The 21,859-nt window shown below is 56.3% G+C and carries 20 protein-coding genes; 8 read left to right on the top strand and 12 right to left on the bottom strand.

Annotation, left to right across the window (positions count from 1 at the left end):
- Positions 1-97: 97 nt before the first annotated feature.
- The 5 genes from CPA59_RS09705 to CPA59_RS09685 all read right to left on the bottom strand — a co-directional run bounded on the left by CPA59_RS09705 (position 98) and on the right by CPA59_RS09685 (position 5,202).
- Positions 98-1,171 carry an alpha/beta hydrolase gene (locus CPA59_RS09705; protein ID WP_107759178.1) on the bottom strand — a complete coding sequence of 358 codons (1,074 nt, stop codon included), beginning with the start codon at positions 1,169-1,171 and terminating at the stop codon, positions 98-100.
- A complete protein-coding gene (locus CPA59_RS09700) occupies positions 1,168-1,914 on the bottom strand; it encodes a 2-oxo acid dehydrogenase subunit E2 (RefSeq protein WP_107759177.1) in 747 nt (248 codons plus the stop codon). Before CPA59_RS09700 ends, CPA59_RS09705 begins: the two co-directional genes overlap by 4 nt.
- Positions 1,892-2,131, bottom strand: coding sequence for a phosphopantetheine-binding protein (locus CPA59_RS09695; RefSeq protein WP_038659498.1), 240 nt, complete (start codon positions 2,129-2,131; stop codon positions 1,892-1,894). The genes CPA59_RS09700 and CPA59_RS09695 overlap by 23 nt, the downstream gene beginning before the upstream one ends.
- A 2-nt stretch (positions 2,132-2,133) precedes the next feature.
- Positions 2,134-3,882 (bottom strand): HAD family hydrolase, encoded by a 1,749-nt coding sequence (locus CPA59_RS09690; protein ID WP_107759175.1) that lies wholly within the window; start codon positions 3,880-3,882, stop codon positions 2,134-2,136.
- Positions 3,883-4,176: 294 nt separating this feature from the next.
- A complete protein-coding gene (locus tag CPA59_RS09685) occupies positions 4,177-5,202 on the bottom strand; it encodes a 3-oxoacyl-ACP synthase (protein WP_038918813.1) in 1,026 nt (341 codons plus the stop codon).
- 676 nt (positions 5,203-5,878) lie between these two features.
- Between CPA59_RS09685 and CPA59_RS09680 the strand changes: the two genes are divergently transcribed.
- Complete coding sequence (locus CPA59_RS09680; protein ID WP_038918812.1) at positions 5,879-7,066, top strand: sugar transporter; 1,188 nt, start codon at positions 5,879-5,881, stop codon at positions 7,064-7,066.
- 98 nt (positions 7,067-7,164) lie between these two features.
- Here CPA59_RS09680 and CPA59_RS09675 read toward each other — a convergent pair whose 3' ends face one another.
- Positions 7,165-8,649 carry an amino acid permease gene (locus tag CPA59_RS09675; protein WP_038918810.1) on the bottom strand — a complete coding sequence of 495 codons (1,485 nt, stop codon included), beginning with the start codon at positions 8,647-8,649 and terminating at the stop codon, positions 7,165-7,167.
- A 163-nt stretch (positions 8,650-8,812) separates the two neighbouring features.
- The gene (gene yieE / locus CPA59_RS09670) at positions 8,813-9,691 is read right to left on the bottom strand and encodes a DNA-binding transcriptional regulator YeiE (RefSeq protein ID WP_038918809.1); all 879 of its coding nucleotides are present in this window, start codon (positions 9,689-9,691) and stop codon (positions 8,813-8,815) included.
- Positions 9,692-9,798: 107 nt separating this feature from the next.
- On the opposite strand from yieE, the gene CPA59_RS09665 reads away from it, so the two are divergent.
- Both CPA59_RS09665 and nfo read left to right on the top strand, forming a co-directional pair.
- Entirely contained in the window at positions 9,799-10,881 is a 1,083-nt protein-coding gene (locus tag CPA59_RS09665) for a YeiH family protein (protein ID WP_107759173.1), read from the top strand.
- Between the two features lie 80 nt (positions 10,882-10,961).
- A complete protein-coding gene (gene nfo / locus CPA59_RS09660; RefSeq protein ID WP_038918807.1) occupies positions 10,962-11,819 on the top strand; it encodes a deoxyribonuclease IV in 858 nt (285 codons plus the stop codon).
- 50 nt (positions 11,820-11,869) lie between these two features.
- Here the strand turns inward: nfo and CPA59_RS09655 are convergent, their stop codons facing one another.
- The 4 genes from CPA59_RS09655 to fruB all read right to left on the bottom strand — a co-directional run bounded on the left by CPA59_RS09655 (position 11,870) and on the right by fruB (position 16,482).
- Complete coding sequence (locus tag CPA59_RS09655) at positions 11,870-12,580, bottom strand: hypothetical protein (protein ID WP_038918805.1); 711 nt, start codon at positions 12,578-12,580, stop codon at positions 11,870-11,872.
- 122 nt (positions 12,581-12,702) lie between these two features.
- Positions 12,703-14,391 carry a PTS fructose transporter subunit IIBC gene (fruA, locus tag CPA59_RS09650; protein WP_107759172.1) on the bottom strand — a complete coding sequence of 563 codons (1,689 nt, stop codon included), beginning with the start codon at positions 14,389-14,391 and terminating at the stop codon, positions 12,703-12,705.
- Positions 14,392-14,407: 16 nt separating this feature from the next.
- Positions 14,408-15,346, bottom strand: a complete 939-nt coding sequence (gene fruK, locus CPA59_RS09645; RefSeq protein WP_038918802.1) for a 1-phosphofructokinase — start codon at positions 15,344-15,346, stop codon at positions 14,408-14,410.
- Positions 15,343-16,482 (bottom strand): fused PTS fructose transporter subunit IIA/HPr protein, encoded by a 1,140-nt coding sequence (gene fruB / locus CPA59_RS09640; protein WP_038918801.1) that lies wholly within the window; start codon positions 16,480-16,482, stop codon positions 15,343-15,345. The genes fruK and fruB overlap by 4 nt, the downstream gene beginning before the upstream one ends.
- A 335-nt stretch (positions 16,483-16,817) precedes the next feature.
- Between fruB and CPA59_RS09635 the strand changes: the two genes are divergently transcribed.
- Positions 16,818-17,999: a sugar efflux transporter gene (locus CPA59_RS09635; protein WP_038659534.1), complete on the top strand. Its 1,182-nt coding sequence runs from the start codon at positions 16,818-16,820 to the stop codon at positions 17,997-17,999.
- A 5-nt stretch (positions 18,000-18,004) separates the two neighbouring features.
- On the opposite strand, the gene CPA59_RS09630 is transcribed toward CPA59_RS09635, so the two are convergent.
- A complete protein-coding gene (locus CPA59_RS09630) occupies positions 18,005-18,259 on the bottom strand; it encodes a YkgJ family cysteine cluster protein (protein ID WP_107760793.1) in 255 nt (84 codons plus the stop codon).
- A 188-nt stretch (positions 18,260-18,447) separates the two neighbouring features.
- On the opposite strand from CPA59_RS09630, the gene yeiP reads away from it, so the two are divergent.
- The 4 genes from yeiP to mepS all read left to right on the top strand — a co-directional run bounded on the left by yeiP (position 18,448) and on the right by mepS (position 21,828).
- Positions 18,448-19,020 carry an elongation factor P-like protein YeiP gene (yeiP, locus tag CPA59_RS09625; protein ID WP_038659537.1) on the top strand — a complete coding sequence of 191 codons (573 nt, stop codon included), beginning with the start codon at positions 18,448-18,450 and terminating at the stop codon, positions 19,018-19,020.
- 70 nt (positions 19,021-19,090) lie between these two features.
- Positions 19,091-20,065, top strand: coding sequence for a GTP-binding protein (locus tag CPA59_RS09620; RefSeq protein WP_107759171.1), 975 nt, complete (start codon positions 19,091-19,093; stop codon positions 20,063-20,065).
- A 48-nt stretch (positions 20,066-20,113) separates the two neighbouring features.
- The gene (locus tag CPA59_RS09615) at positions 20,114-20,827 is read left to right on the top strand and encodes a phosphatase PAP2 family protein (protein ID WP_107759170.1); all 714 of its coding nucleotides are present in this window, start codon (positions 20,114-20,116) and stop codon (positions 20,825-20,827) included.
- A gap of 425 nt (positions 20,828-21,252) precedes the next feature.
- Complete coding sequence (mepS, locus tag CPA59_RS09610) at positions 21,253-21,828, top strand: bifunctional murein DD-endopeptidase/murein LD-carboxypeptidase (RefSeq protein ID WP_038918798.1); 576 nt, start codon at positions 21,253-21,255, stop codon at positions 21,826-21,828.
- Positions 21,829-21,859: the final 31 nt, after the last annotated feature.

The raw sequence follows: 21,859 nt of genomic DNA, 5'->3' as shown, positions 1-21,859 counted from the left end.
CCGGCTCCGTGTACCGACCCGCTTCTACGCGGTGCTCTGTGCGTCGATTGCCGCGTTTAGGATCCGCGTCGGCACACGAATCCTGACGAGACACCGCCTATCGCTTCAGACGCCGCAGGATGCGAAACCCCAGCCTGGCGACGCCGGCCAGAACCCGCGACAGGCGCAGCGAATCCAGCAACGACCACAGCAAATAAACCCGCACGGTTTTGCCGTACCCGGGCGACCCATGCACGTCATCCAGCGACAGAATATGGTGCTGCCGGGACAACCGGCGGATCGTGTCCGCTTCGACGTTCGGGATCACTTCATCGCGCAGGCTCTGAACGTAATACAGTCTGACGTCATGGTTGATATCCTCCTGGCGCATCACAAACGTGGTATCGAGGTAACGAAATACCTTGTCGTCGTCATCCAGTTCCGGATGCGTTTTCCCCACGTTATGCCCGATGACCAACCGTGTAACGTAAGGTAGCCGCCGATAGACATCCCGATCGTGGTACAGCGAATCCAGCGGCGTGCCCGCCATAGTGATGCCCACGATGCGGCTGTCGGTCAGGCTGTTCTTGTACGCGATAAACCCGCTGAAACTCAGGCCGAAAATATGGCACCGGATGTCGGACCGATCCTGGGCGAGGTAATCCAGCACGTCGCTGTACATGCGGAAGGATTGTTCGTTGTAGGGCAACTGGTTTTCCCCCACCCCCGGCATTTCCGTCAACACCACGGTAACGTCGAAACGTTCGAACAGACCCACCAGATGCACCCACTGCTCTTTCAGCGAGATAATGCCCCCATTAATAATGACGACGTTGCCGGTGTTCTTTTTTCTGACGTAGCACACCTGCCGCCCCTGCGACAGACTGACCCTCGTCACCGTGCCGCTCTCAATATACTGCCGACGGAACAACCGTTGACAATGCCGGTTGCTCTCATGCTGGAGCGGCGTTTCCGGATAGGGAAAACGCGCCAGGTTGTAAAGCGAACACGCCTTGAGCAATTCACCTTGATTTTCATAATCTTGCGCCTGACGGTAAAACACCTGGCTCCAGCTATGCGGCAAATCGTCGCCCAGATGATGAATATCCGGCAGGATGGCGCGGGTTTCCGCGCCGACATTCAGCACATTGCTGTGCAGCAGCACAAAATTCTTGAGTTCATCAAGCATCATGATGATGACTCCAGTGCAAAACCTTCCATGTTGCTTTTTATCTGCGCCAGAAACTCTGACGCCAGCCGGCCGTCCAGCACGCGATGGTCGAAAATCATCGACAGATTCGCCACGTGCGACATCGCCACGTCATGCGAGTTTCGCGACAACTTTTCGTTAATCAACCCCAGCGTAAACGTGAACGTGGAACCGGATATGGGGATACAGGCGTCGGGGCTGTTTTTCCCCAGCGATGTCACGGTGAAGCTGCCCCAGGTTTCCGCCTGCCGCGTCGGCGACAGCATCGCCAGCCGCAGCAACAGGCCGGCCAGTAACGGCGGCAATCGCTGAATAAGGCGAATTTTCTCGTAATGCTCGCTGGTAGCCGCGTCCTCCTGCTTGAACTGCTGCAGCGCCCGTTCGATATCGGCGACAGACAGCCGATCCGTATTGCTGATCACCCGCGAATACACCCCGGACACGCCGTTCAGCGCCTTTTCCAGCGTCACCCGGGTACTGATGTTGTCCGGGCAAATCAGCGTGCTGTCGCTGCCGAATCGGATCATCGCGTTCAGTTGCGGAAACTGACGCAGCGCCTCGCTGATCGCCTTGATGGTAATCGCCGTCATGCTGCGCTGCAGCCCTCCCGCCACAATGCGCGAGACATCTATCTCGCGCATGACGGTAATGGCCGGAATGCCCCTGGATATCGCCAGAAAAGAGAGCGTCTGGCGCCTTTCCCTAGAAACTTTCAGTAACTTCATGGCTCACAACCCTGTAAATGTCATTCAGCGTGGTGCACTGCAATACCTTCTCGACATCGATTTTGACGCTCTGCTGTTTTTCGATTTCCATCAACAGATAGACGAAGGTCAACGAGTCCCACTCCGGAAGGTTGGTCAAATCTTCCTGCGCCTGCTCGGTCGCCAGCGCCATGCCGGTTTTGGTGTTGATAAAGCCGATAAAATCGTCCAGTTTCATGGTCATTCCCCTTCTTTGACAGTGACGGTATTACTGTTCTCGGCCAGCAACGCGGGCGCCGGGTCGATAACGGTGAACACATTGCTTGCGGTTTCGCCGAACCCGCAATCCGGATAAAAACGCTGGAATTTTTTATTTTTTTCGGTCGGACCGTACGCGGCGGTAATCCGGTCGACACCTCGCGCCCGGCACAAGCCGAACAGCCAGCGCATCGCCGCGAACTCGATCTGACGCCCGAAGATACGGCAGCTCATGATGAAGTTATCGATGTGGCAGCCATCGCCGTCGAAACGCAGAAATATCGCGCCGATGGTGCCGTAGTCGCCGATTCGGTCGCGGCATGCCAGCGTAACCGCCAGATGCCCTTCCCGTGCGAGGTAGCCGGCCACGTCCTGCGTGGTCATCCGTTGCGTCGTCATATTGAACTGGTTGGTGCGCAGCGTCAGTTGCGATACGCGATCCAGCGTGGACGTTTCCACCGGCAGGATAGTCAGCGTCATGCCCAGGCTGGACAGAAAGGCGTGGTCATCCGCAAATTCTTTTTGCAGCTCCGTGCGGAGTTTATTCTGCGCATAGCTCAGATTGCGCATGCGGTCATCGCTGCTGATGGTCGGACGCAGGAAATAGTCGGCGGCGATCAATGCGGCGACGTTCTCCGCCACGTCGCCGGAAAATTCCAGCACGGTGATGGCTGGAATACGGGCCTTGACTTCCGCGCATTCGAACGCCGAGTCGTCAATAAAAAGCATGTGTTCCGGGGAGATATTCAACTCGTTGGCGATGTTCAGGATGTTGCCGCTTTTCCCCTGCCAGTTGGCGCTGACCACGGAAAATTTGTCCAGCGAAATGCGCATCTCGTCGGCGCGGCGTTTAAACGCCTCTTCCACATTCTCCAGATTGTTTTTGCTGCAAATGGCCAGAATGACGCCCTGATCGTACAGATGGCGCAGATACTCCTGATAGCGCAGGTGCCCCGTGCCGATATGTTTATCCGCCATCAGAATGCCGTCGGCGCCGTCGTCCGCCAAAATGCCCTTCCACAACGTGTTATCCAGATCGCTGACCACGCATTTCAGCGTTTTCCCCAGCGCGTGCCGGATAGCGGCGACGCCGGCGCGCGCAATAACGTCCAGCGCATCCAGACCCACGCCCAGACCGAGTAACTGCGCCGTTCGGCGGGTGGCCGCATCCTCCACTGTCCCGCCGCTCTCCTGCAGATCGACCACCGTCACGCGATCTTCCGTCTGCCCCAGCGCCAAAAGATACGCGTTGAACTCGCCGATCAGTTGCTTCAACGCCGCCCGCTGATCCTGCGCGATAATCTGTTTGAGCTGCGATTCAGCGATATGGACGGTGTTCAGCACAATGCGGGCATCGCAGCCGACAGCGGAAAAATTCAGCAGATACGCCAGCCGACTTTTGTGCTCCCGGATATTGTCGCGGATATCGTCCGCCGGCAGCAGCGAACCAATGTCGTTTTCGATAAAGGAGGAATCAAGGACATAAAAATGAAATTGCGCCCCGAACGTCTTGATATCGGCGGCATTACCCAAAACGTGGGGAAAATAGTCGCTGTAAATACCGTCATAAAAGGATGGATAACAGCCCAGGTCATTCAGGTTGAACGTAATCAGATCATTCAATGCTTTATGATTAAAATTGCTGAAAGTGGCTATGTTAACGATGCGCTTTCCTTCCGATGCAATTTTTTTCGAGGCGGCGATCCGACTTAATGCATTGTCCTGTTTCATAAATGTCCTTATTCTCTTTATCCTTACGCGCTTGTCGGTTGCCCTGCAACTCGAATTATTTCGGATAGATACCCTAAATAATTCGAATTGCGGGAAGGCGGCGACGCCGCGAATCCCCAGGAGCTTACTGAAGTCAAGTGACTGGGGTAAGCGACAACGCTGCCGGAAGCAGCGTTGAACGCGGTTTACCTCAGCCCCGCAGGGGCGAGGCCCAAGGATGGGCCGAGTAATAAAGCCAACGCGCCTGCAACTTGAAGTATGACGGGTATAGATAAAAGGTCTTTTTACATGATGCTATAAAAGGCCTTTCCTGTTTCGCAGAATCAGACCACCCGCCAGCCAACGCGATGACTCAACAGAAATACCGATGGCGCATTCATTGGCAAGAGAGATATCGCTGAATTCTTTTATCTGAAAAAATAACGCAGCATTAGCGGTATTACCGATTTCATCCACCAGGCTGAATACTTCATCTGCCGTATAACCGATATCGGACAAAATTTTCTCCAGCATCGAACCGGAAAGTTGCGGCGGCAGCAGCCAGTCCGGACGCCCGCCTAATTTATCCGTTAATGCATTGATCGTATCCTGGGTAATACCCGGCACCAGTTTTTCAATCAATTTATATTCTTCATTCAGCAAAGCACCATAATCAATATCATTACGGGTGCCACGCCAATTTGCCAATTGCCCGACCACTTCATCAACACCCAGATATTTAAAAGAAATATGTTCAATCTCAATACTGGATGCGGATGACTGATTGGAGATCAGGCATCCACCGACGCCGTCGCCAAACAGCGTATAATTCACCAGTTCCTTCGTTTCTTTCTTACCGGCATGTTCATCAAAGATATCCAGGAATTTATAAGCTGTCTCAACCCCGATGACCAGGCCGTTGTCCAGGCCATTGTCCGGCGCCGCCACCAGCTCGCGAGCCAGCTTGAGCGCCTGTACCGCGCCGGAACACCCCGAAACAATCTGGTAGGTTTCTATCTGCCGAAACCCCATGGCATGACACGCCTGATTTACACTACTTGGCAACAGCGTATCAGGCGTAGCGGACGCTACGATAATAAAATCGATGCGTTCTTTACTTATGCCGGAACTGGAAAGGAGTTTCTTGATTACGATGGTAATTAATTCCGCTGACGACGCGATAGGTTTACCGGTATTCATATTAACGGCAAAATGCCGACCGGTATTCCCGAAAAGCTTTTTAATTAACTCAGGTTTAAATCCGATTTTATTTCCCAACTCCTGATTACTAATAATCGGGCCAGGCAAATAGGTTTCCACCGCATTAATATATACGCTCATTGCTGTTCCCTCATCGAAGCTTGTGATAAAGTTCTCACACCTGTTTTTCTTTTGCAACCGCAATTTCATGCATCATTATAAAAAGCTATTCCACCTTATGCATGTTACCACTCTGTAAAATAAAACAATTACCAGGGTAATTCTTAGGCATACCAGTTTATTTTTCTATGGTTAGGCATAATAAATAGTAAAAACCCCACAAAACAAATAACAAGACGGCTATTCAGAAGCTATAAATCCCTGCCAAAAGCAAAATCCCCGGCATTCATTTTGAAAATGTAAAGCGTAATAGAATCGTCATATATTCGCATACAAAGGATATTCATAATTAATATTTCCGTTGCGTCACAATAGCCAAACACCAAAGAAAACAAATAATATTTCTTTATGTAGCTTATTTAAAACAAGCAAATACAACAAAATAATAATATTCATTCTGTCGCATAATTTTGAACGTCAATTATTGGCGGCATAATTCTATCTACAATAATATTAGGCGGTCTTCGCAACGATGCCTGCTATCGGCACGGACGCCAAACGGCCGTCGAAAGCAGCATGCCAAGCCACGATTCAGGCGCGGCGTCCCCTGGTTGAAATGTGATCGTAATCGCATTTTAACCCACGATTGACTACAATAGGCCGTTCGCAATTTGTAATACCCGACTGGAACCTGACTATGACATCCGCTTCCCCCTCACGCTCCACCGCCTGGTTACGCGTGGTGACGCTGGCTGTGGCCGCGTTCATCTTCAACACCACGGAATTTATTCCAGTGGGGCTGCTGAGCGACATCGCCAACACCTTTGCCATGAAAACCGAAGATGTCGGTCTGATGATTACTATTTATGCCTGGATTGTGGCGGTGGCTTCGCTGATCTGCATGTTGCTGACCAGCGGTATTGAGCGTCGTAAATTGCTGATCGGCCTGTTTAGCCTGTTTATCGTCAGCCACCTGTTGTCTGCCGTGGCCTGGAACTTTACCGTGCTGGTCATTTCCCGCGCCGGGGTGGCGCTGGCGCACTCGGTATTCTGGTCGATTACCGCCTCGCTGGCGATTCGCATGGCGCCTCCCGGCAAACGCGCACAGGCACTGGGGCTGATCGCCACCGGGTCGTCGCTGGCGATGGTGCTGGGGCTACCGCTAGGAAGGGTGATTGGTCAGTATCTCGGCTGGCGTGTGACCTTCCTGACCATTGCCGCCGGCGCCACGGTCGCCATGATCATGCTGGCGCGCTTGCTGCCGCTGCTGCCAAGCGAACATTCCGGCTCGCTGTCCAGCGTGCCGAAGCTGTTCCGCCGCCCGGCGCTGGTCGGCATCTACCTGCTGACCGTGGTGGTGGTGACCGCGCATTTCACCGCCTACAGCTATATCGAACCGTTTATCCAGACGGTGGCCGGTCTGCCGGAAAACTTCACTACCCTGATTTTGCTGTTGTTCGGCTGCGCCGGGATCGTGGGCAGTATGCTCTATAGCCGTTACAGCGAGCGCTTCCCGATTGGCTTTCTGGTGACCGCCATGTTGCTGCTGCTGGCCTGTCTGACGCTGCTGATGCCGCTGTCCGGTTATCCGTTCGGCCTGACGCTGCTGTGTCTGGTGTGGGGGCTGGCGATGATGTCCATCGGGCTGGCAATGCAGGCCAAAGTACTGTCGCTCGCGCCTGACGCCAGCGATGTCGCCATGTCGATTTTCTCCGGGCTGTTCAACCTCGGCATCGGCGGCGGCGCGCTGCTGGGCAGTCAGGTCAGCCTGCATCTGGGGATGGACAAAATCGGTTATGTCGGCGCGCCGCTGGTGCTGGCGGCGTTGTTCGCCACCCTGCTCAGCGTTTACCGCAACGTGCGGCTGGTGCATTCCCGCATTTGAGTTCCATCTTTTTCGTTCATAAAAGGCGTTCATAGCAAACGCTCATAAAAAAAGCCAGTCGCTAATCCGACTGGCTTTTTTGTTTACGAAACAGTTAGTTAATTTTCCTCGGAACGATGCTCAGGAAACGTCATCTCGCTGTATTTCACCACCCGCGAACCTTTTACCAACCGGTAGCCGAACCAGATAACCAGAAACAGCGGAATACCGATGTAAGTCGCCGTCACCGCGGACCAGTCGATCTTGTCGGCCAGAAACGCCTGATAGTTCTGGCCCAGCGTAATAATCAGGCACAGTACGAAGGCAAAGATCGGGCCCAGCGGGAAGAAACCGGAACGGTACGGCAGCGCGTTCAGATCGCGCCCCTGCATAACGTAGCCGCGACGGAAACGATAGTGGCTGATGGCAATCCCCAGCCAGGCGATGAACCCGGTCATGCCGGAGGTATTCAGCAGCCACAGGTATACCGTCTGGTTGCCGAACATGGAAGACAGGAAGCACAGGCCCGCCACCACCGTGGTGGCGTACAGCGCGTTGCGCGGCACCCCGCCTTTGGACAGTTTGCCGAAGCAGGCCGGCGCCTTGCCTTCCTGCGCCAGCGTAAACAGCATGCGGGTGGACGCGTACATGCCGGAATTACCCGCCGACAGCACCGCGGTCAGGATCACCGCATTCATCACCGCCGCCGCCGACAGCAGGCCAGCGTTCTCGAACACCAGCGTGAATGGACTGACGCTGATGTCTTTCACATCATTGCGCAGCAGGTTCGGGTCGGTGTAAGGAACCAGCAGACTGATGATCAGAATGGCGAAAATATAGAACAGCAGAATACGCCAGAACACCTGACGAACCGCTCGCGGAATGTTGGTCTGCGGATCTTTTGATTCCCCGGCCGCCACGCCAATCAGCTCCGTGCCCTGGAACGAGAAGCCGACAATCATCGCTACGCCGATCATGGCGGAAAAACCGCCGGCGAACGGCGCATCGCCAATCTGCCAGTTATGCCAGCCCGCGTGCTCGCCTCCGCGCAGAATGCCGATCATCATCATCAGCCCGACCGCGATAAACAGGATTACCGTGGTGACTTTAATCAGCGAGAACCAGTATTCCGCTTCGCCAAACCCTTTGACGGAGATGTAGTTCAGCAAAAACATCAGCGACAGGAACAGCGCGCTCCACACCCAGCCGGGCACCGACGGGAACCAGTATCCCATCACCAGTTGCGCCGCCACCAGGTCGACCGCGATGGTCACCGCCCAGTTGTACCAGTAGTTCCAGCCCAGCGCGAAGCCAAACCCTTCTTCCACATAGCGCGCGCCATAGGTGGAGAACGAGCCGGAAACCGGCATGAATGCCGCCAGCTCGCCAAGACTGGTCATCAGGAAATAGACCATCAGGCCGATCAGCGCATAGGACAGCAGCGCGCCGCCAGGGCCGGCCTGCGACACCGTCGCGCCGGAGGCGACAAACAATCCGGTGCCGATCGAACCGCCAATGGCGATCATCGTCAAATGCCGCGCTTTCAGCTCACGGCGCAGTGTGGTTCCCCGCTGTTCGGCGGAGTGAGTGTCATGTTGAGCCATTACAATCCATGCCCTTGAAAATTTGAGGGCGGATTGTAGGCAATCCGCTACCCGCTGAATAGCGCACAGCGCGGATTATAAGAGACCTTCATAACTCACCCGGCATCATAAGAAATCCCTCTGACTTGAGGCCCGGTTCGTTACACCGGTGTTGCCAGTCTGTTTAGATACCGTCATCGCCCTGGCAGTACCCCAGAAAACATTGCAGCACGCCGGATAAATGTTTCTGACGGTGGTGCACCAGATACAGCGTGCGGTTTAGCGGCGGCAAAGGAACCGGCAGTTCCACCAGCGTGCCGGCATCAAGCTGATCGGCGATCACATGGCGTGACAGACAGCTGATGCCAATACCGTGCCGCACCGCGTGCTTGATCGCCTCCGAGTTGCCCAGCTCCATCACCAGCCGGAAATGCGGCAGGCGCGCCAGCAGCAGGTGGTCCAGCACTTCGCGCGTTCCCGAACCGTGCTCACGCAGGATCCAGGGAGCGTCCGCCAGCATCTGCAACGTAAACTCACGATCAATCAGGGGATTACCCGGAGCACAAAACACCACCAGTTCATCTTCCCGCCAGGGCTGGGTGATCAGATCGGGATGATGGCACGGCCCTTCAATCAGCCCCAGATCGACCCGGAACTCGGAAACGGCATTGACCACATCCAGCGTATTGCCCACGTACAGCTCCAGCGGAATGGCCGGAAAATCCTGACGGTAGCGGGCGATCATCGCCGGCATCAGATAATTGCCGATGGTACTGCTGGCATAAATGCGCAGCGCGCCGTTATCGCTTCGGAACAGTTGCTCGATTTCAGCCGACTGCTCCAGCAGCGCCAGCGCTTTGGGATACAACAGGCGACCGTGCTCATTGACCACCAGCCGTTTACCGACGCGGTCAAACAGTTGCACCCCCAACTGACTTTCAAGATCGGCCAGTGCCGCGCTGACGGCCGACTGTGACAGCGACAACACCACCGACGCCTGCGTTGTTGAACCGCTTTTCAGGACTTCGGTAAACACTTCCAGTTGACGTAACGTAATATGCATAGGGGCTCTTATCGTAAATATCTATAGGTTATAAATATATAATCAATTTCTATTTTAAGTGTGCTGATCATAGGCTGTGCCCTCAACCTCTATCATCCAGAGTGGGTATGACTATGTTTTCATTTTCTTCCAGGATACAACGCTTCTCCCCGTTGTCCGCCGCCGGTCATCTGCTGACCGGCGTCATCCTGACCGGCCTGTTGACGCGGGGCGTGTTATGGTTATCCGGCCAGCCAACGATAGCCGGATTGGGACTAGGTTCCCTGACGCTGGCGATACTGGTTGGCATGGTGCTGGGCAATACCGTCTACGCGCATCTGCAACCCTGGTGCGACGCCGGCGTTCAGTGGTCCCGGCATCATCTGCTGCGCTGGGGCATCATCCTGTACGGCTTCAAACTCAGCTTTCAGCAAATCACCGCCATCGGCGCCGCCGGTCTGGTGATCGACCTGTTGACGCTCACCTCTACCCTGCTGCTCGCCTGCTGGCTGGGACAGCGCTGGTTCCGGCTGGATCGTCATACCGTATTGCTGATCGGCGCAGGCAGCAGCATTTGCGGCGCCGCCGCCGTACTGGCTACCGCGCCGGTGCTGAAAAGCAGCGCCGACAAGGTGGCGGTGGCGGTATCGACCGTGGTTCTGTTCGGCACCACCGCCATGTTTTTTTACCCGTGGCTGTACCAACATTTTATCCAGTATAGCGGCTGGTTATTTACCCCGCAGACTTTCGGACTCTACCTCGGCTCAACGGTGCATGAAGTCGCGCAGGTGGTGGCCGCCGGTCATGCCATTGGCCCGGAAACCGAGAATACGGCGGTCATCGGCAAGATGCTGCGTGTGATGATGCTGGCGCCGTTCCTGTTTCTCCTCGGCCTGTGGCTGAAACAGCGCCAGCCCGCACATCAGGCCGCCGCGCCCGCTACCGCGGGTTATCCGTGGTTCGCCCTGGGTTTTGTGTTGATGTGCGGGGTTAATTCGCTGAACTGGCTACCGGCGGGCTGGGTCGCCATGCTGACGCAACTGGATAATGCGCTGTTGACTATGGCGATGGTGGCGCTGGGGCTGGCTACGCGCCTGAGCACGCTACGACAGGCCGGCATCAAACCGCTGCTGCTGGCGGCGGTCCTGTTTATCTGGCTGGTGGCGGGCGGCGCGGCCATCAATCTGGCGGTACAGCATCTCTTCGCCTAAGCGAAATAACATGGATGAAACAAGGCTACAGCCAGCTAAGCAGTAATGTCATAATGCGCGGGCATGAAAAGGAGAAAAACATGAAATATGTCGGAGCCCACGTCAGCGCCTCGGGCGGCGTGGATCAGGCGGTTGCCCGCGCCCATGACATCGGCGCCACCGCGTTTGCGCTGTTTACCAAAAATCAGCGCCAGTGGCAGGCCCCGGCGTTGACGGCGGACGTCATCGAGCGTTTCCAGGCCGCCTGCGCGCAGTATCAGTTCGCCCCGGCCCAGATTCTGCCGCACGACAGTTACCTGATCAATCTGGGGCACCCGGACGACGACGCTTTGCAGAAGTCCCAGACGGCGTTTATCGACGAAATGTCGCGTTGTCAGCAACTGGGGCTGACGCTGCTGAATTTCCATCCCGGCAGCCATCTGCGTCAGATCGACGAAAGCACCTGCCTGAGCCGCATCGCCCAGTCTATTAATCTGGCGCTGGACGCCACCGCCGGCGTGACCGCGGTGATCGAGAACACCGCCGGTCAGGGCAGCAACCTGGGGTTTCGGTTTGAACATCTGGCGGAAATCATCGATCAGGTGGAAGACAAAAGCCGGGTCGGCGTCTGCATCGATACCTGCCACGCCTTTGCCGGCGGCTATGATCTGCGCACCGAGGCCGACTGTGAGCACACGTTTGCCGAGCTGGAGCGCGTAGTCGGCTTCCGCTATTTGCGCGGTATGCACCTGAATGACGCCAAAAGCGAATTCAACAGCCGGGTTGACCGTCATCACAGCCTGGGGGAAGGCAACATCGGTAAAACCGTGTTCAGCTATATTATGCGCGACCCACGCTTTAACGGCATTCCGCTGATTCTGGAAACCATCAACCCGGATATCTGGGCGCAGGAAATCGCCTGGCTGAAGTCACAGCAATCGTCTGTCGGCATCGCCTGAACACTCACGTCGCGGCCTGTTTTTAGGCCGCCCAACGGCTCGAATTCCACCTATTCGACTTCCTGCCGCCGCAGTTGCCCCGCCCGCTGGAATATCTTGTCCGATACCGTGCGCGGCTTATGCCCCTGTCCGCTGGGTTGCACCACACACTGAAAGGCATCGCGTAGCGGCATCGGCTTGCCGTGCGTATCCCGCCCAATTGCGTACTTATCGTGGAAGGGCGAAATCGCCAGCGCCAGGTTCTCGACGATAGTATCGCGATCGGCGAATGCACTCTTTTTTAGCGACAGCATCTGATTGATGATGGCGCAGTCAATCAGCGTGCCAGTAAGCCATTCGGTTTCTGAGGCATATCCGGCGCACCAGCGCAGATAGTTGCCGCTGGTAAATGTTTCCATCAGGTCGGTATGGGCGCCCACGAAACAGGCGCCGAGTAGCAGCCCGGTAATATTGAAATGATGGGACAATTCACCGACCGGTACGAGAACATCCCGGATATGCGTACCGCCAAGCTTTTTTCCCTGACCGTGCGCGGCGACATAAATAATGATGTTTTTGAACGGGATCTTGCACAGGCAATGCAATGCGGTGCGAAAACTCTTCTTATCGTAGAAGTTCGCGTAATACACCTCGGTATCACCGGCGACTTTGGCAATGCCTTCAATAAACGGCACCACGGATGAACGATTGGCATCGTGCTCATCCAGCTCCCAGGGCGATTCCAGCACCAAAATTCCACGACTGGCATGGTGACGCGGCATACGGTTCTCCTTCTCTTGCCTCACAGCAATACAAAATCATAGCGCTATTACCCGACTCGGCGGAAAAAACGTAAAAAAAACGCCAGTCGCAAGACTGGCGTTTGTCATCAAGTCAGCAACTATCAGGCTTTGACCAGTTGCTCTTCCGGACGTTTCAGCACGGCGTACAGCACGCCAGCCACTACCGTACCGGCAATGATGGAGAACAGGTAACCCAGTACCGGTGTAATCGCACCCGGAATCAGCAGCACGAACAGACCGCCGTGCGGCGCCATCAGTTTAGCGCCAATCGCCATGGAGATCGCGCCGGTCAGCGCGCCGCCCAGGATACAGCACGGCAGCACACGCATCGGGTCGCGGGCAGCGTAAGGAATGGCCCCTTCGGAGATGAAGCACAGCCCCAGCACCACCGCCGCCTTGCCGCCTTCACGTTCGTTGGCGGTGAATTTCTTGCCGGCAATGAAGGTCGCCAGACCCATCGCCAGCGGCGGCACCATACCGGCAGCCATGACGGCGGCCATCGGCGCATACACCTGGCTACTCAGCAGCGTCGTGCCGAACACGTAGGCCACTTTGTTCACCGGGCCGCCCATGTCGGTACACATCATGCCGCCCAGAATCGCGCCCAGGATAACCGCGTTGGCGGTGCCCATAGACTGCAGCCAGCCGGTCAGACCGGTCAGGATTTTCGCTACCGGCGTACCCACCACGTAGATCATGATCAAACCGGTGATCAGCGTAGCGACCAGCGGAATAATCAGGATCGGTTTCAGCGCCGACATACTCTGCGGCAGCGTCACATGGTTACTGATGGCGCGCGCCAGATAACCGGCCAGGAAGCCGGCGATGATACCGCCGAGGAAACCAGCGCCGGTGCTAACGGCCAGCATACCGCCGACCAGACCCGGCGTCAGACCCGGACGGTCAGCAATCGAGAACGCGATATAACCGGCCAGTACCGGCACCATCAGGGCAAAAGCCGAACCGCCGCCGATCTTCATCAGCGCGGCAGCCAGCGTCCCCTCTTCCTTGAACGCCGTAATACCGAACACGAACGACAGGGCGATACACAGACCGCCGGCCACCACCATCGGCAGCATGTAGGACACGCCGGTCAGCAGGTGACGGTACGGACCTGCGCCGCCTTTCTTGGCGGACTCGCCGCCAGCCGCCGCACTGTTTTGGGCGGACGGCTGGAACACCGTCGCTTCGGACAGCGCCTTGTCAAACTCCTGCGCCGTCTTCTTCAGCGCCAGACCGGTGGAGGTGCGATACATCTTTTTGCCAGCGAATTTGCTGAGGTCAACTTCGATGTCCGCCGCCACGATCACCAGATCCGCCTGCTCCACTTCTTCCGGACTGATCGGGTTGCCGGCGCCTACGGAACCGCGGGTTTCCACTTTCACCCACCAGCCGCGTTTTTTCGCTTCGCTTTCAATCGCTTCCGCCGCCATAAAGGTGTGCGCCACCCCGGTCGGGCAGGCGGTCACCGCCACGATGCGCTTAGCGGTAGCCGGAGCAGTTGCAACAGCGGCAGCAGGCGCCTGATACGTCTGCGCTTGCGCTTTGGCTTGTTCCAGAAACGCCGCCGGTTGACTCAACGCCAGTTCACTATCCCCGGCAAACACTTTTTTGCCATTCAGACCACTGTCTGCCTGTACGGGAGCGCCCAGCACGATGGCCAGCTCCGCGTCGGCAAACTGCTCAGTGAGGGTAAGTCCTGCGTTAGCGGCAGCAGCACCGAGCAAATTTTTCACCAGACGGCTTTTCGCCAGCCCCAGTGATTTATCAAGTATCAGCAGCGTTTTCATTGTTTATCTCCTGCTGTCAGTTAAATGGTTTGAGATCGACACGCGCCATCATCGCAGCCAGCTGCGGACGATCGCTAATGCCTACGTTGCTCTGGCTGACGGCCAATGCTGCCACCGCGGTTGCCAGGCGCAACGTGTGTTCACTGGACTCACGCATCAATAAGCCATAAATCAATCCCCCCACCATGGAGTCACCCGCACCTACCGTACTGATCACTTCACAGGCCGGCGGCAACGCCCGCCAGGCACCAGACGCATTGACCCACAGCGCGCCTTCCGCTCCCAGCGAAATCACGACATGGGCAATACCCTGTTCACGCAGCGCATGCGCCGCATCCACCACATCCGCCAGCGTGGGCAACTTACGTCCGGCCCAGATTTCCAGCTCCCGGCGATTGGGTTTCACCAGCCACGGCGAGGCTTTCAGACCTGCCACCAGCGCTTCGCGGCTGCTGTCGAAAATAATGCACGGACACTGGCTGCGCAGGCGCGACATCCAGTCGGTAAACGCATCCGGGTCAACGCCGCTCGGCAGACTGCCGCTAACGGCGACCATGTCAAACTGTCCCAGCCAGCTCAGCGAATCGTTGACGAAACGCTGCCAGTCCTGCTGGGTTACCTCGAAACCGGAGAAATTCAGGTCGGTTACATCGCCATTCTGCTCGGTGAGTTTGACATTAATGCGAGTACGCCCCGATACCACCTGGAAACGGTTGGCGATGCCCAGTTCGCTGAACAGTTGCTGAAAACCGTCCTGATTGTCTTTGCCCAGAAAGCCGCCCACGGTGACATCAATCCCGAGGTCTTTCAGCACCTTGGCGACGTTGATGCCCTTGCCTGCCGCATGCAGCCCGGTGGTCTGAACCAGGTTGACTTCGCCACGTTCGATTTCCGGGCAGTAGCCTACTAAATCATAGGCGGGATTCAGGGTGATGGTGGCAACGCGTCTGCTCATGCTGCGCCCTCCCCAAGACCGGACTGAATAGCTTCGCCGATGGCTTTCAGCGCCGCTTCAGCATCGCTGCCGTTGGCGGTAAAGCGCAGGCGGTGACCGCTCTTAACGCCCAGCGCCACCACTTTCATCAGGCTGCGGCCGTTGGCCGGTTTGCCGGTGCCGTCGAGGTTCGTCACGGTGATCTCGCTGGAGAACTGCTTGATGACGTTAACCAGCATCGCACCCGGACGGGCATGCAGACCGTGCTCGTTGCGGACGGTAAATTCCGCCGCCAGCGCGTTGCTCTCTTCTTCTTCCTCTTCTTCGCTGGTCAGCAGCGCCAGTAGCGTGGCTTCGTCAGCGGACAGCAGACGATCGGCCTTGCCGGCGATCAGCAGCTTGCTGAGATAATCCAGCGACGCGAACACCTGCTCATCAGCCGCCGAGACCGTCAGCAGCAGCGCCACGTTTTCGCCATCCACCGCGAAAGGCTCCGCCGGGCGGCTCACCGCCAGCGCGCTCACCAGATTGCCGTTCAGGCTGTCGCTCAACCAGACGCCCTGCCCCAGATGTACCGGCTTGTTGCCGACCACATGGCTGACAAAGCTGGCGTCGACCGCGCCAATCTGTTGCAGACGGCCGGCGTTCAGCGCCTGCAGCGTCATCAGGTTGTCGGTCGCCACATTCAGGCTAATCAGCGAGGTATCAAAACGGAACGCGCCCGCCAGTTGTTCGCCCATCAGCAACCCGCGCAGTTCGTCGGCTGACGTGGTGCTGGCCAGACGGGCCGCGACGCGATCATCACTCAGCACATGGGTCAGCTGACGCAGCAGCGCCAGATGTTCATCGGAACGGGCGGCGATCCCCAGCACCACATACGCGGTCTGGTCTTCGCCCCACGCGATCCCCTGCGGGAACTGGAACACCTGAACACCGGTTTTCTGCACCAGATCGCGCGTATCGGTGGTGCCATGCGGAATGGCAATACCGCTGCCGAGATAGGTAGAGGTCTGCTGCTCGCGCTGAAGCATCCCCGCGACATAGCCCTCGCTCACGCAACCAGCTTCGGTCAGTGCGGCAGCCACCTGACGGATGGCCTCCTCTTTACTGCCGGCGGAAGCACCTAAATGAATGTCGTGCTGTGACAACTGAAACATAACGCTCCTCTCTCGCTGAACTTGAATCGTTTCAGCCTTTATGAGAAATAATTTGCTGACTCTCTCAGGGTAGTTTCAGCAAAACCTCGCTGAAACGTTTCAAAAATTCTGCGTTTTTCACTATATGTATGCAAGCATTCTGCATAGATAAAATGACAGATCTTAGAGGTCACGCACATTTTCACCACGAAACACCAAAATTTGTAACACTTTGACACACCGGTGCTGAATTGGTGCTGAAGAAAAAAAACTGAAACGGACTTTCGTTTCTATTCCATCAGCGTAAGATAGCGCGTTCAGTTTCCTCCCTGCTTCTTTTTTAACCTGAATTCAGCATGACAATTTCTTCTGCCCGCGCGGCCCGACGCCTGCCCGACCTGACGTCTTCGGCGTTTCTGGTAATTGCTTTTCTGACCGGGATTGCCGGTGCGCTGCAGCTCCCCACGCTCAGCCTGTTTTTGTCAACGGAAGTACAGGCGCGTCCGTTCATGGTCGGGCTGTTTTATACCGGCAGCGCGGTGATCGGCATCGTCGTCAGCCAGATTCTGGCGACCTATTCCGATCGTCAGGGCGACCGCAAGACGCTGATATTGCAGTGCTGCCTGTTGGGCGCGCTGTCTTGCCTGCTGTATGCCTGGAACCGCAACTATTTTGTTCTGCTGTTTATCGGCGTACTGCTGTCGAGTTTCGGTTCTACCGCCAACCCGCAACTGTTTGCGCTGGCGCGGGAACACGCCGACCGCACCGGTCGCGGCGCCGCCATGTTCAGTTCGGTGATGCGGGCGCAGATTTCGCTGTCCTGGGTGATCGGGCCGCCGGTCGCCTTCGCGCTGGCGCTGGGCTTCGGCTTCCCGGCGATGTATCTGACGGCTGCGGTGGTATTCGTACTGTGCGGGCTGCTGGTGTGGCTGCTGTTACCGTCAATGCCCAAAACCCGGGTTAAATCCGCCGCGACGCTGGAATCGCCCCGCCAGAACCGACGCGACACGCTGTTGCTGTTTACCGCCTGTACGCTGATGTGGACCTGCAACGGCATCTATCTGATCAATATGCCGTTGTATCTGGTCAATGAATTGCAGTTACCCGAAAAGCTGGCCGGGGTCATGATGGGCACCGCCGCCGGGCTGGAAATTCCGGTGATGTTGCTGGCCGGCTACCTGACCAGCCGGTTAGGCAAGCGCCTGCTGATGCGGCTGGCGGTGATCGCCGGGCTGATTTTTTATGTCGGGCTGACGCTGCTGAACGGGTCGTGGGCCTTGCTGGCGCTGCAACTGCTGAACGCGATTTTCATCGGCATTCTGGCCGGGATGGGGATGCTGTATTTTCAGGATCTGATGCCGGGTCAGGCGGGCGCCGCCACGACGCTGTTCACCAACACCACCCGGGTAGGCTGGATCATCTCCGGTTCGCTGGCGGGCATCGTGGCCGAAGTCTGGAGTTACCATGCGGGCTTTGTCATCGCCATCGTCATGCTGGCCGGCGCCGCCGTCTGTATGTGGCGCATCCGCGACGCCTGATCCCGTCAGGACGCGGTGGCCTCTTCCAGTTGAAGCAGGTACAGCATCGCTTCATCGCGGTGATTTCGGCACATGTCGCGGCTCGGTTGCAGGCCGCGGCACACCGCCGGGCGCAACGCTGAATGGAACAGGCCGCAGCGCATGCGTTCATCCAGATGGATGCAGGGCGTATTGGCCGGTTTTCCCTGCGGCATGCCGGGAATCGGGCTGGAGATAGAAGGCGCGGTACAGCAGGCGCCGCAATCAGGACGACATTCCATCAGCATAACCTCCGGGGATTCCCGTTACTCTTTCAGGCCGCAGAGCCTAACAGGCTGCCAGTCGCAAGGCCAATATTTCCCGCCGGTTTGTTTGGCATCCGGCTGCCGCAAATCCCGCTTGCCTGAACCCATCCTGACGGGTAACGTGTCGCCACAAAAATTTCTCTTCTTTATTTAAGGTATGTTTCATGGCAAGAGCGAATGAAATCAAACGCGGCATGGCCGTTAATTACAACGGTAAGCTGCTGCTGGTAAAAGATATCGATATTCAGAGCCCCAGCGCCCGCGGCGCCAGTACGCTGTACAAAATGCGTTTCTCCGATGTCCGCACCGGTCTGAAAGTGGAAGAACGCTTCAAGGGCGATGACATCCTGGACACCATCACCCTGACCCGCCGTTCCGTTACCTTCTCTTATATTGATGGCGATGAATACATCTTTATGGACGAGGAAGACTATACCCCGTATACCTTCAAGAAAGAGCAGATCGAAGATGAACTGCTGTTTATTCCTGAAGGCGGCATGCCGGGTATTCAGGTATTAACCATGGACGGTCAACTGCTGGCGCTGGAACTGCCGCAGACGGTCGATCTGGAAATCGTGGAAACCGCACCGGGCATCAAAGGCGCGTCCGCCAGCGCCCGTAACAAACCGGCCACGCTGACCACCGGTCTGGTGATTCAGGTGCCGGAATACCTGAGCGCCGGCGAAAAAATCCGTATTCATATCGCCGAGCGTCGCTACATGGGTCGCGCGGACTAACCGCCGCCGATGAATACCCGCGTCTGGCGGGCCACGCCAGACGTTTCCCTGCAGACTCAAGGAGGCTCCTGTGTTGACGAAAGTAAACCTGATCACCGGTTTTCTCGGCAGCGGCAAAACCACCACTATCAGGCACCTGCTGTCCCGCAAACCCGAAGACGAAGTCTGGGCGGTGCTGGTCAATGAGTTCGGCGAAATCGGTATCGACGGCGCATTGCTGAGCGATACCGGCGCTCTGCTCAAAGAGATCCCCGGCGGTTGCATGTGCTGTGTGAATGGCTTGCCGATGCAGGTGGGGCTCAATATGTTGCTGCAGAAAAAGCCTCACCGCTTGCTGATCGAACCCACCGGTCTCGGTCATCCAAAACAGATTCTGAACTTGCTGACCGCAGAAGCCTATCAACCGTGGCTCCAGTTGCAGGCTACGCTGTGTCTGCTGGATGCGCGTCAACTCGGCGACAGCCGTTGCCTGGAAAATGAAAACTTCCGCGACCAGTTGGCCGCCGCGGACGTAATTGTCGCTAATAAGGAAGACACCTGGCAGGACAGCGACCGTGACGCGCTGATGGCGTGGTATCAGCAACAGGGTCAGGATCGTCGCCTGATCACGGTAGCCCAGGGGCAGTTGGATATCGCAGTGCTGGACCTGCCGCGGGAAAACCACAATGCGCTGCCGGATGCCCGCCACCATCATCACGCCGCCGCCAAAACCGGGCTGGCCGCACTGAAACTGACCGGCCGGGAAAGCTGGCGTCGAGCCTTGAATCAGGGCCAGGGCTATTATGCCTGCGGCTGGATTTTCGATGGCGACACCCAGTTCAACACCGCCAGTCTACTTGACTGGGTGCGTCTGGCACCGGTAAGCCGCGTTAAAGGTGTGATGCGTATCCCGGAGGGCACATTGGTGGTTAACCGTCAGGGATTCGACCTGCGCATTGAAACACAATCAGCTGCGCCGCCGGACAGCCGCATCGAAATCATTAATGAATCTGAAGCGGAATGGAACACGTTGCAAAAGCAGTTGTTAAATTCCCGTTTAATGTAAGCGGTGTAAGTTACACGCCTGGACAAATTTGACAGTGAGTCAGGATGTATGTCAAAGCGTAATACACTACTTATTTTATTCTTCAATCTTCTGGGTTTTGCTCTGTTCTTCTCCTGGTATTTACCAGCACAGCACGGGTTCTGGTTCGAGATAGACACATCGCTGTTTTTCTATTTCAACCAGCGCCTGGCTACATCCAGCGCGTTTCTCCATTTGGTGGCGATTACCAACAATCGCGCCTTTGATGCCTGCGCGCTGCTGGCGATGGGACTGCTTTATCTGTTCTATTATCTGCGTCGCTCCCATAACGCGCGCCGTCAGATGCTGCTTATCGGCCTGGTCATGCTGGTGACCGCGGTGGTGCTCAATCAGCTGGGGCATCTGATACCGGTGCAGCACAGTAGCCCGACGCTCTTTTTCAGCGGCATCAACCGGGTGGGCGAGCTGACCGGCATTCCCACCAAAGATGCGTCCAGCGACAGTTTCCCCGGCGATCACGGTATGATGCTAATGATCTTCGCCGTATTTATGCTGCGCTACTTTGGCCGTGCCGCCTTTGCCGTCAGCATGCTGATTCTGCTGGTGTTCGCCACGCCGCGTATCATGATCGGCGCACATTGGTTTACCGATGTCGCCGTCGGGTCGCTGTCGGTGGTGCTGGTGGGACTAAGCTGGTGGTTGCTGACCCCAGCCTGCGACGCCTTGATTAGCCGCATTGACCGCCTGCTACCCGGCAAAAAATCGCTCAGTCAGCCAGCCTGACTGGTGGTGACCGCAGCAAACGATCGCTCTCCTCGCTGCGGTCACCCCTGCCCGTCCATTCAATTTTTTTGGTTATTTTGCGCACGTTTTCTCGTTCCGCTCTCCCGCCGCAGTTTTTTATAGGGCTGGCGTAAAAGATTTCATCACGAAATCGTATAAACAAAAGAAACAAAAAAACTCGCAATCTAATATTCGTTAAGGTATGGTCACCGAGGTCCGTGATTTATGGGCAGACATCCGGCCAGTTAAACAACTGTTGCCACACCAATAATAATGTGCGGCATTGCACAATTTGATTGACGGATAATTGTCCCATTAAAAGTAGTGCTTTAGTCTGACACTCGTTTTGTTTGGCATAGATACATCGTTCATAAACACAGCGATAGCGATTGAATCGTTAAGGACATCAAGGGAACATAACAACAATGGTCAAATCTCAACCGACTCTGAGATATATCTGGCGGGCGCTGCCTGCCGTGGCGGTAGCGGTGATGCTTTCCGCCTGTACCAACAATACTGCCAGCATTAATAATCAAACTGATAGGCGTGTGGTTAACGGTGGTGACCCTTCACTACAAGCCTCTCAGGATGAATTCGAAGCGATGGTTCGCAACGTGGAAGTCAAATCCAAGTTGCTTGAACAATACGCCAGTTGGAAAGGCGTGCGCTATCGCCTCGGCGGCGACAGCCGGAAAGGCATTGATTGCTCCGGTTTCGTTCAGCGAACCTTCCGTGAACAATTCGGTATGGATTTGCCGCGTTCCAGCTATGAACAGCAGGACATTGGTGTTCAAATCCAGCGCAATAAGCTGCGCCCGGGTGACCTGGTTGTGTTCCATGCCGGCTCTACCGGCCGCCACATGGGCATCTACATCGGCAACCAGCAGTTCGTCCACGCGTCCACCAGCATTGGCGTGACCATTTCCAGTATGGATGATAACTACTGGAAACCCCGTTACCGCGAAGCGCGGCGGGTGCTGAAGCAGGATTCGCACAGCTGATTTTCTTTTCCTTTGATGTCGTCCAAACAAA

Source organism: Dickeya sp. Secpp 1600 (assembly GCF_003049805.1).
Taxonomy (GTDB): domain Bacteria; phylum Pseudomonadota; class Gammaproteobacteria; order Enterobacterales; family Enterobacteriaceae; genus Dickeya; species Dickeya fangzhongdai.
Note: the sequence above shows the minus strand (reverse complement) of the source record. Positions and strands in the feature narration are given on the sequence as shown.

What these genes read in the sequence shown, in the direction of transcription:
- CPA59_RS09695 (WP_038659498.1), bottom strand. Translation starts at nt 2,131, where the DNA reads ATGAAACTGGACGATTTTATCGGCTTTATCAACACCAAAACCGGCATG.
- fruK (WP_038918802.1), bottom strand. Translation starts at nt 15,346, where the DNA reads ATGAGCAGACGCGTTGCCACCATCACCCTGAATCCCGCCTATGATTTA.
- fruA (WP_107759172.1), bottom strand. Translation starts at nt 14,391, where the DNA reads ATGAAAACGCTGCTGATACTTGATAAATCACTGGGGCTGGCGAAAAGC.
- CPA59_RS09655 (WP_038918805.1), bottom strand. Translation starts at nt 12,580, where the DNA reads ATGCCGCGTCACCATGCCAGTCGTGGAATTTTGGTGCTGGAATCGCCC.
- CPA59_RS09685 (WP_038918813.1), bottom strand. Translation starts at nt 5,202, where the DNA reads ATGAGCGTATATATTAATGCGGTGGAAACCTATTTGCCTGGCCCGATT.
- CPA59_RS09675 (WP_038918810.1), bottom strand. Translation starts at nt 8,649, where the DNA reads ATGGCTCAACATGACACTCACTCCGCCGAACAGCGGGGAACCACACTG.
- mepS (WP_038918798.1), top strand. Translation starts at nt 21,253, where the DNA reads ATGGTCAAATCTCAACCGACTCTGAGATATATCTGGCGGGCGCTGCCT.
- CPA59_RS09700 (WP_107759177.1), bottom strand. Translation starts at nt 1,914, where the DNA reads ATGAAGTTACTGAAAGTTTCTAGGGAAAGGCGCCAGACGCTCTCTTTT.
- nfo (WP_038918807.1), top strand. Translation starts at nt 10,962, where the DNA reads ATGAAATATGTCGGAGCCCACGTCAGCGCCTCGGGCGGCGTGGATCAG.
- CPA59_RS09690 (WP_107759175.1), bottom strand. Translation starts at nt 3,882, where the DNA reads ATGAAACAGGACAATGCATTAAGTCGGATCGCCGCCTCGAAAAAAATT.
- CPA59_RS09680 (WP_038918812.1), top strand. Translation starts at nt 5,879, where the DNA reads ATGACATCCGCTTCCCCCTCACGCTCCACCGCCTGGTTACGCGTGGTG.
- CPA59_RS09705 (WP_107759178.1), bottom strand. Translation starts at nt 1,171, where the DNA reads ATGATGCTTGATGAACTCAAGAATTTTGTGCTGCTGCACAGCAATGTG.
- fruB (WP_038918801.1), bottom strand. Translation starts at nt 16,482, where the DNA reads ATGTTTCAGTTGTCACAGCACGACATTCATTTAGGTGCTTCCGCCGGC.
- yeiP (WP_038659537.1), top strand. Translation starts at nt 18,448, where the DNA reads ATGGCAAGAGCGAATGAAATCAAACGCGGCATGGCCGTTAATTACAAC.
- CPA59_RS09630 (WP_107760793.1), bottom strand. Translation starts at nt 18,259, where the DNA reads ATGGAATGTCGTCCTGATTGCGGCGCCTGCTGTACCGCGCCTTCTATC.
- CPA59_RS09615 (WP_107759170.1), top strand. Translation starts at nt 20,114, where the DNA reads ATGTCAAAGCGTAATACACTACTTATTTTATTCTTCAATCTTCTGGGT.
- CPA59_RS09665 (WP_107759173.1), top strand. Translation starts at nt 9,799, where the DNA reads ATGACTATGTTTTCATTTTCTTCCAGGATACAACGCTTCTCCCCGTTG.
- CPA59_RS09635 (WP_038659534.1), top strand. Translation starts at nt 16,818, where the DNA reads ATGACAATTTCTTCTGCCCGCGCGGCCCGACGCCTGCCCGACCTGACG.
- yieE (WP_038918809.1), bottom strand. Translation starts at nt 9,691, where the DNA reads ATGCATATTACGTTACGTCAACTGGAAGTGTTTACCGAAGTCCTGAAA.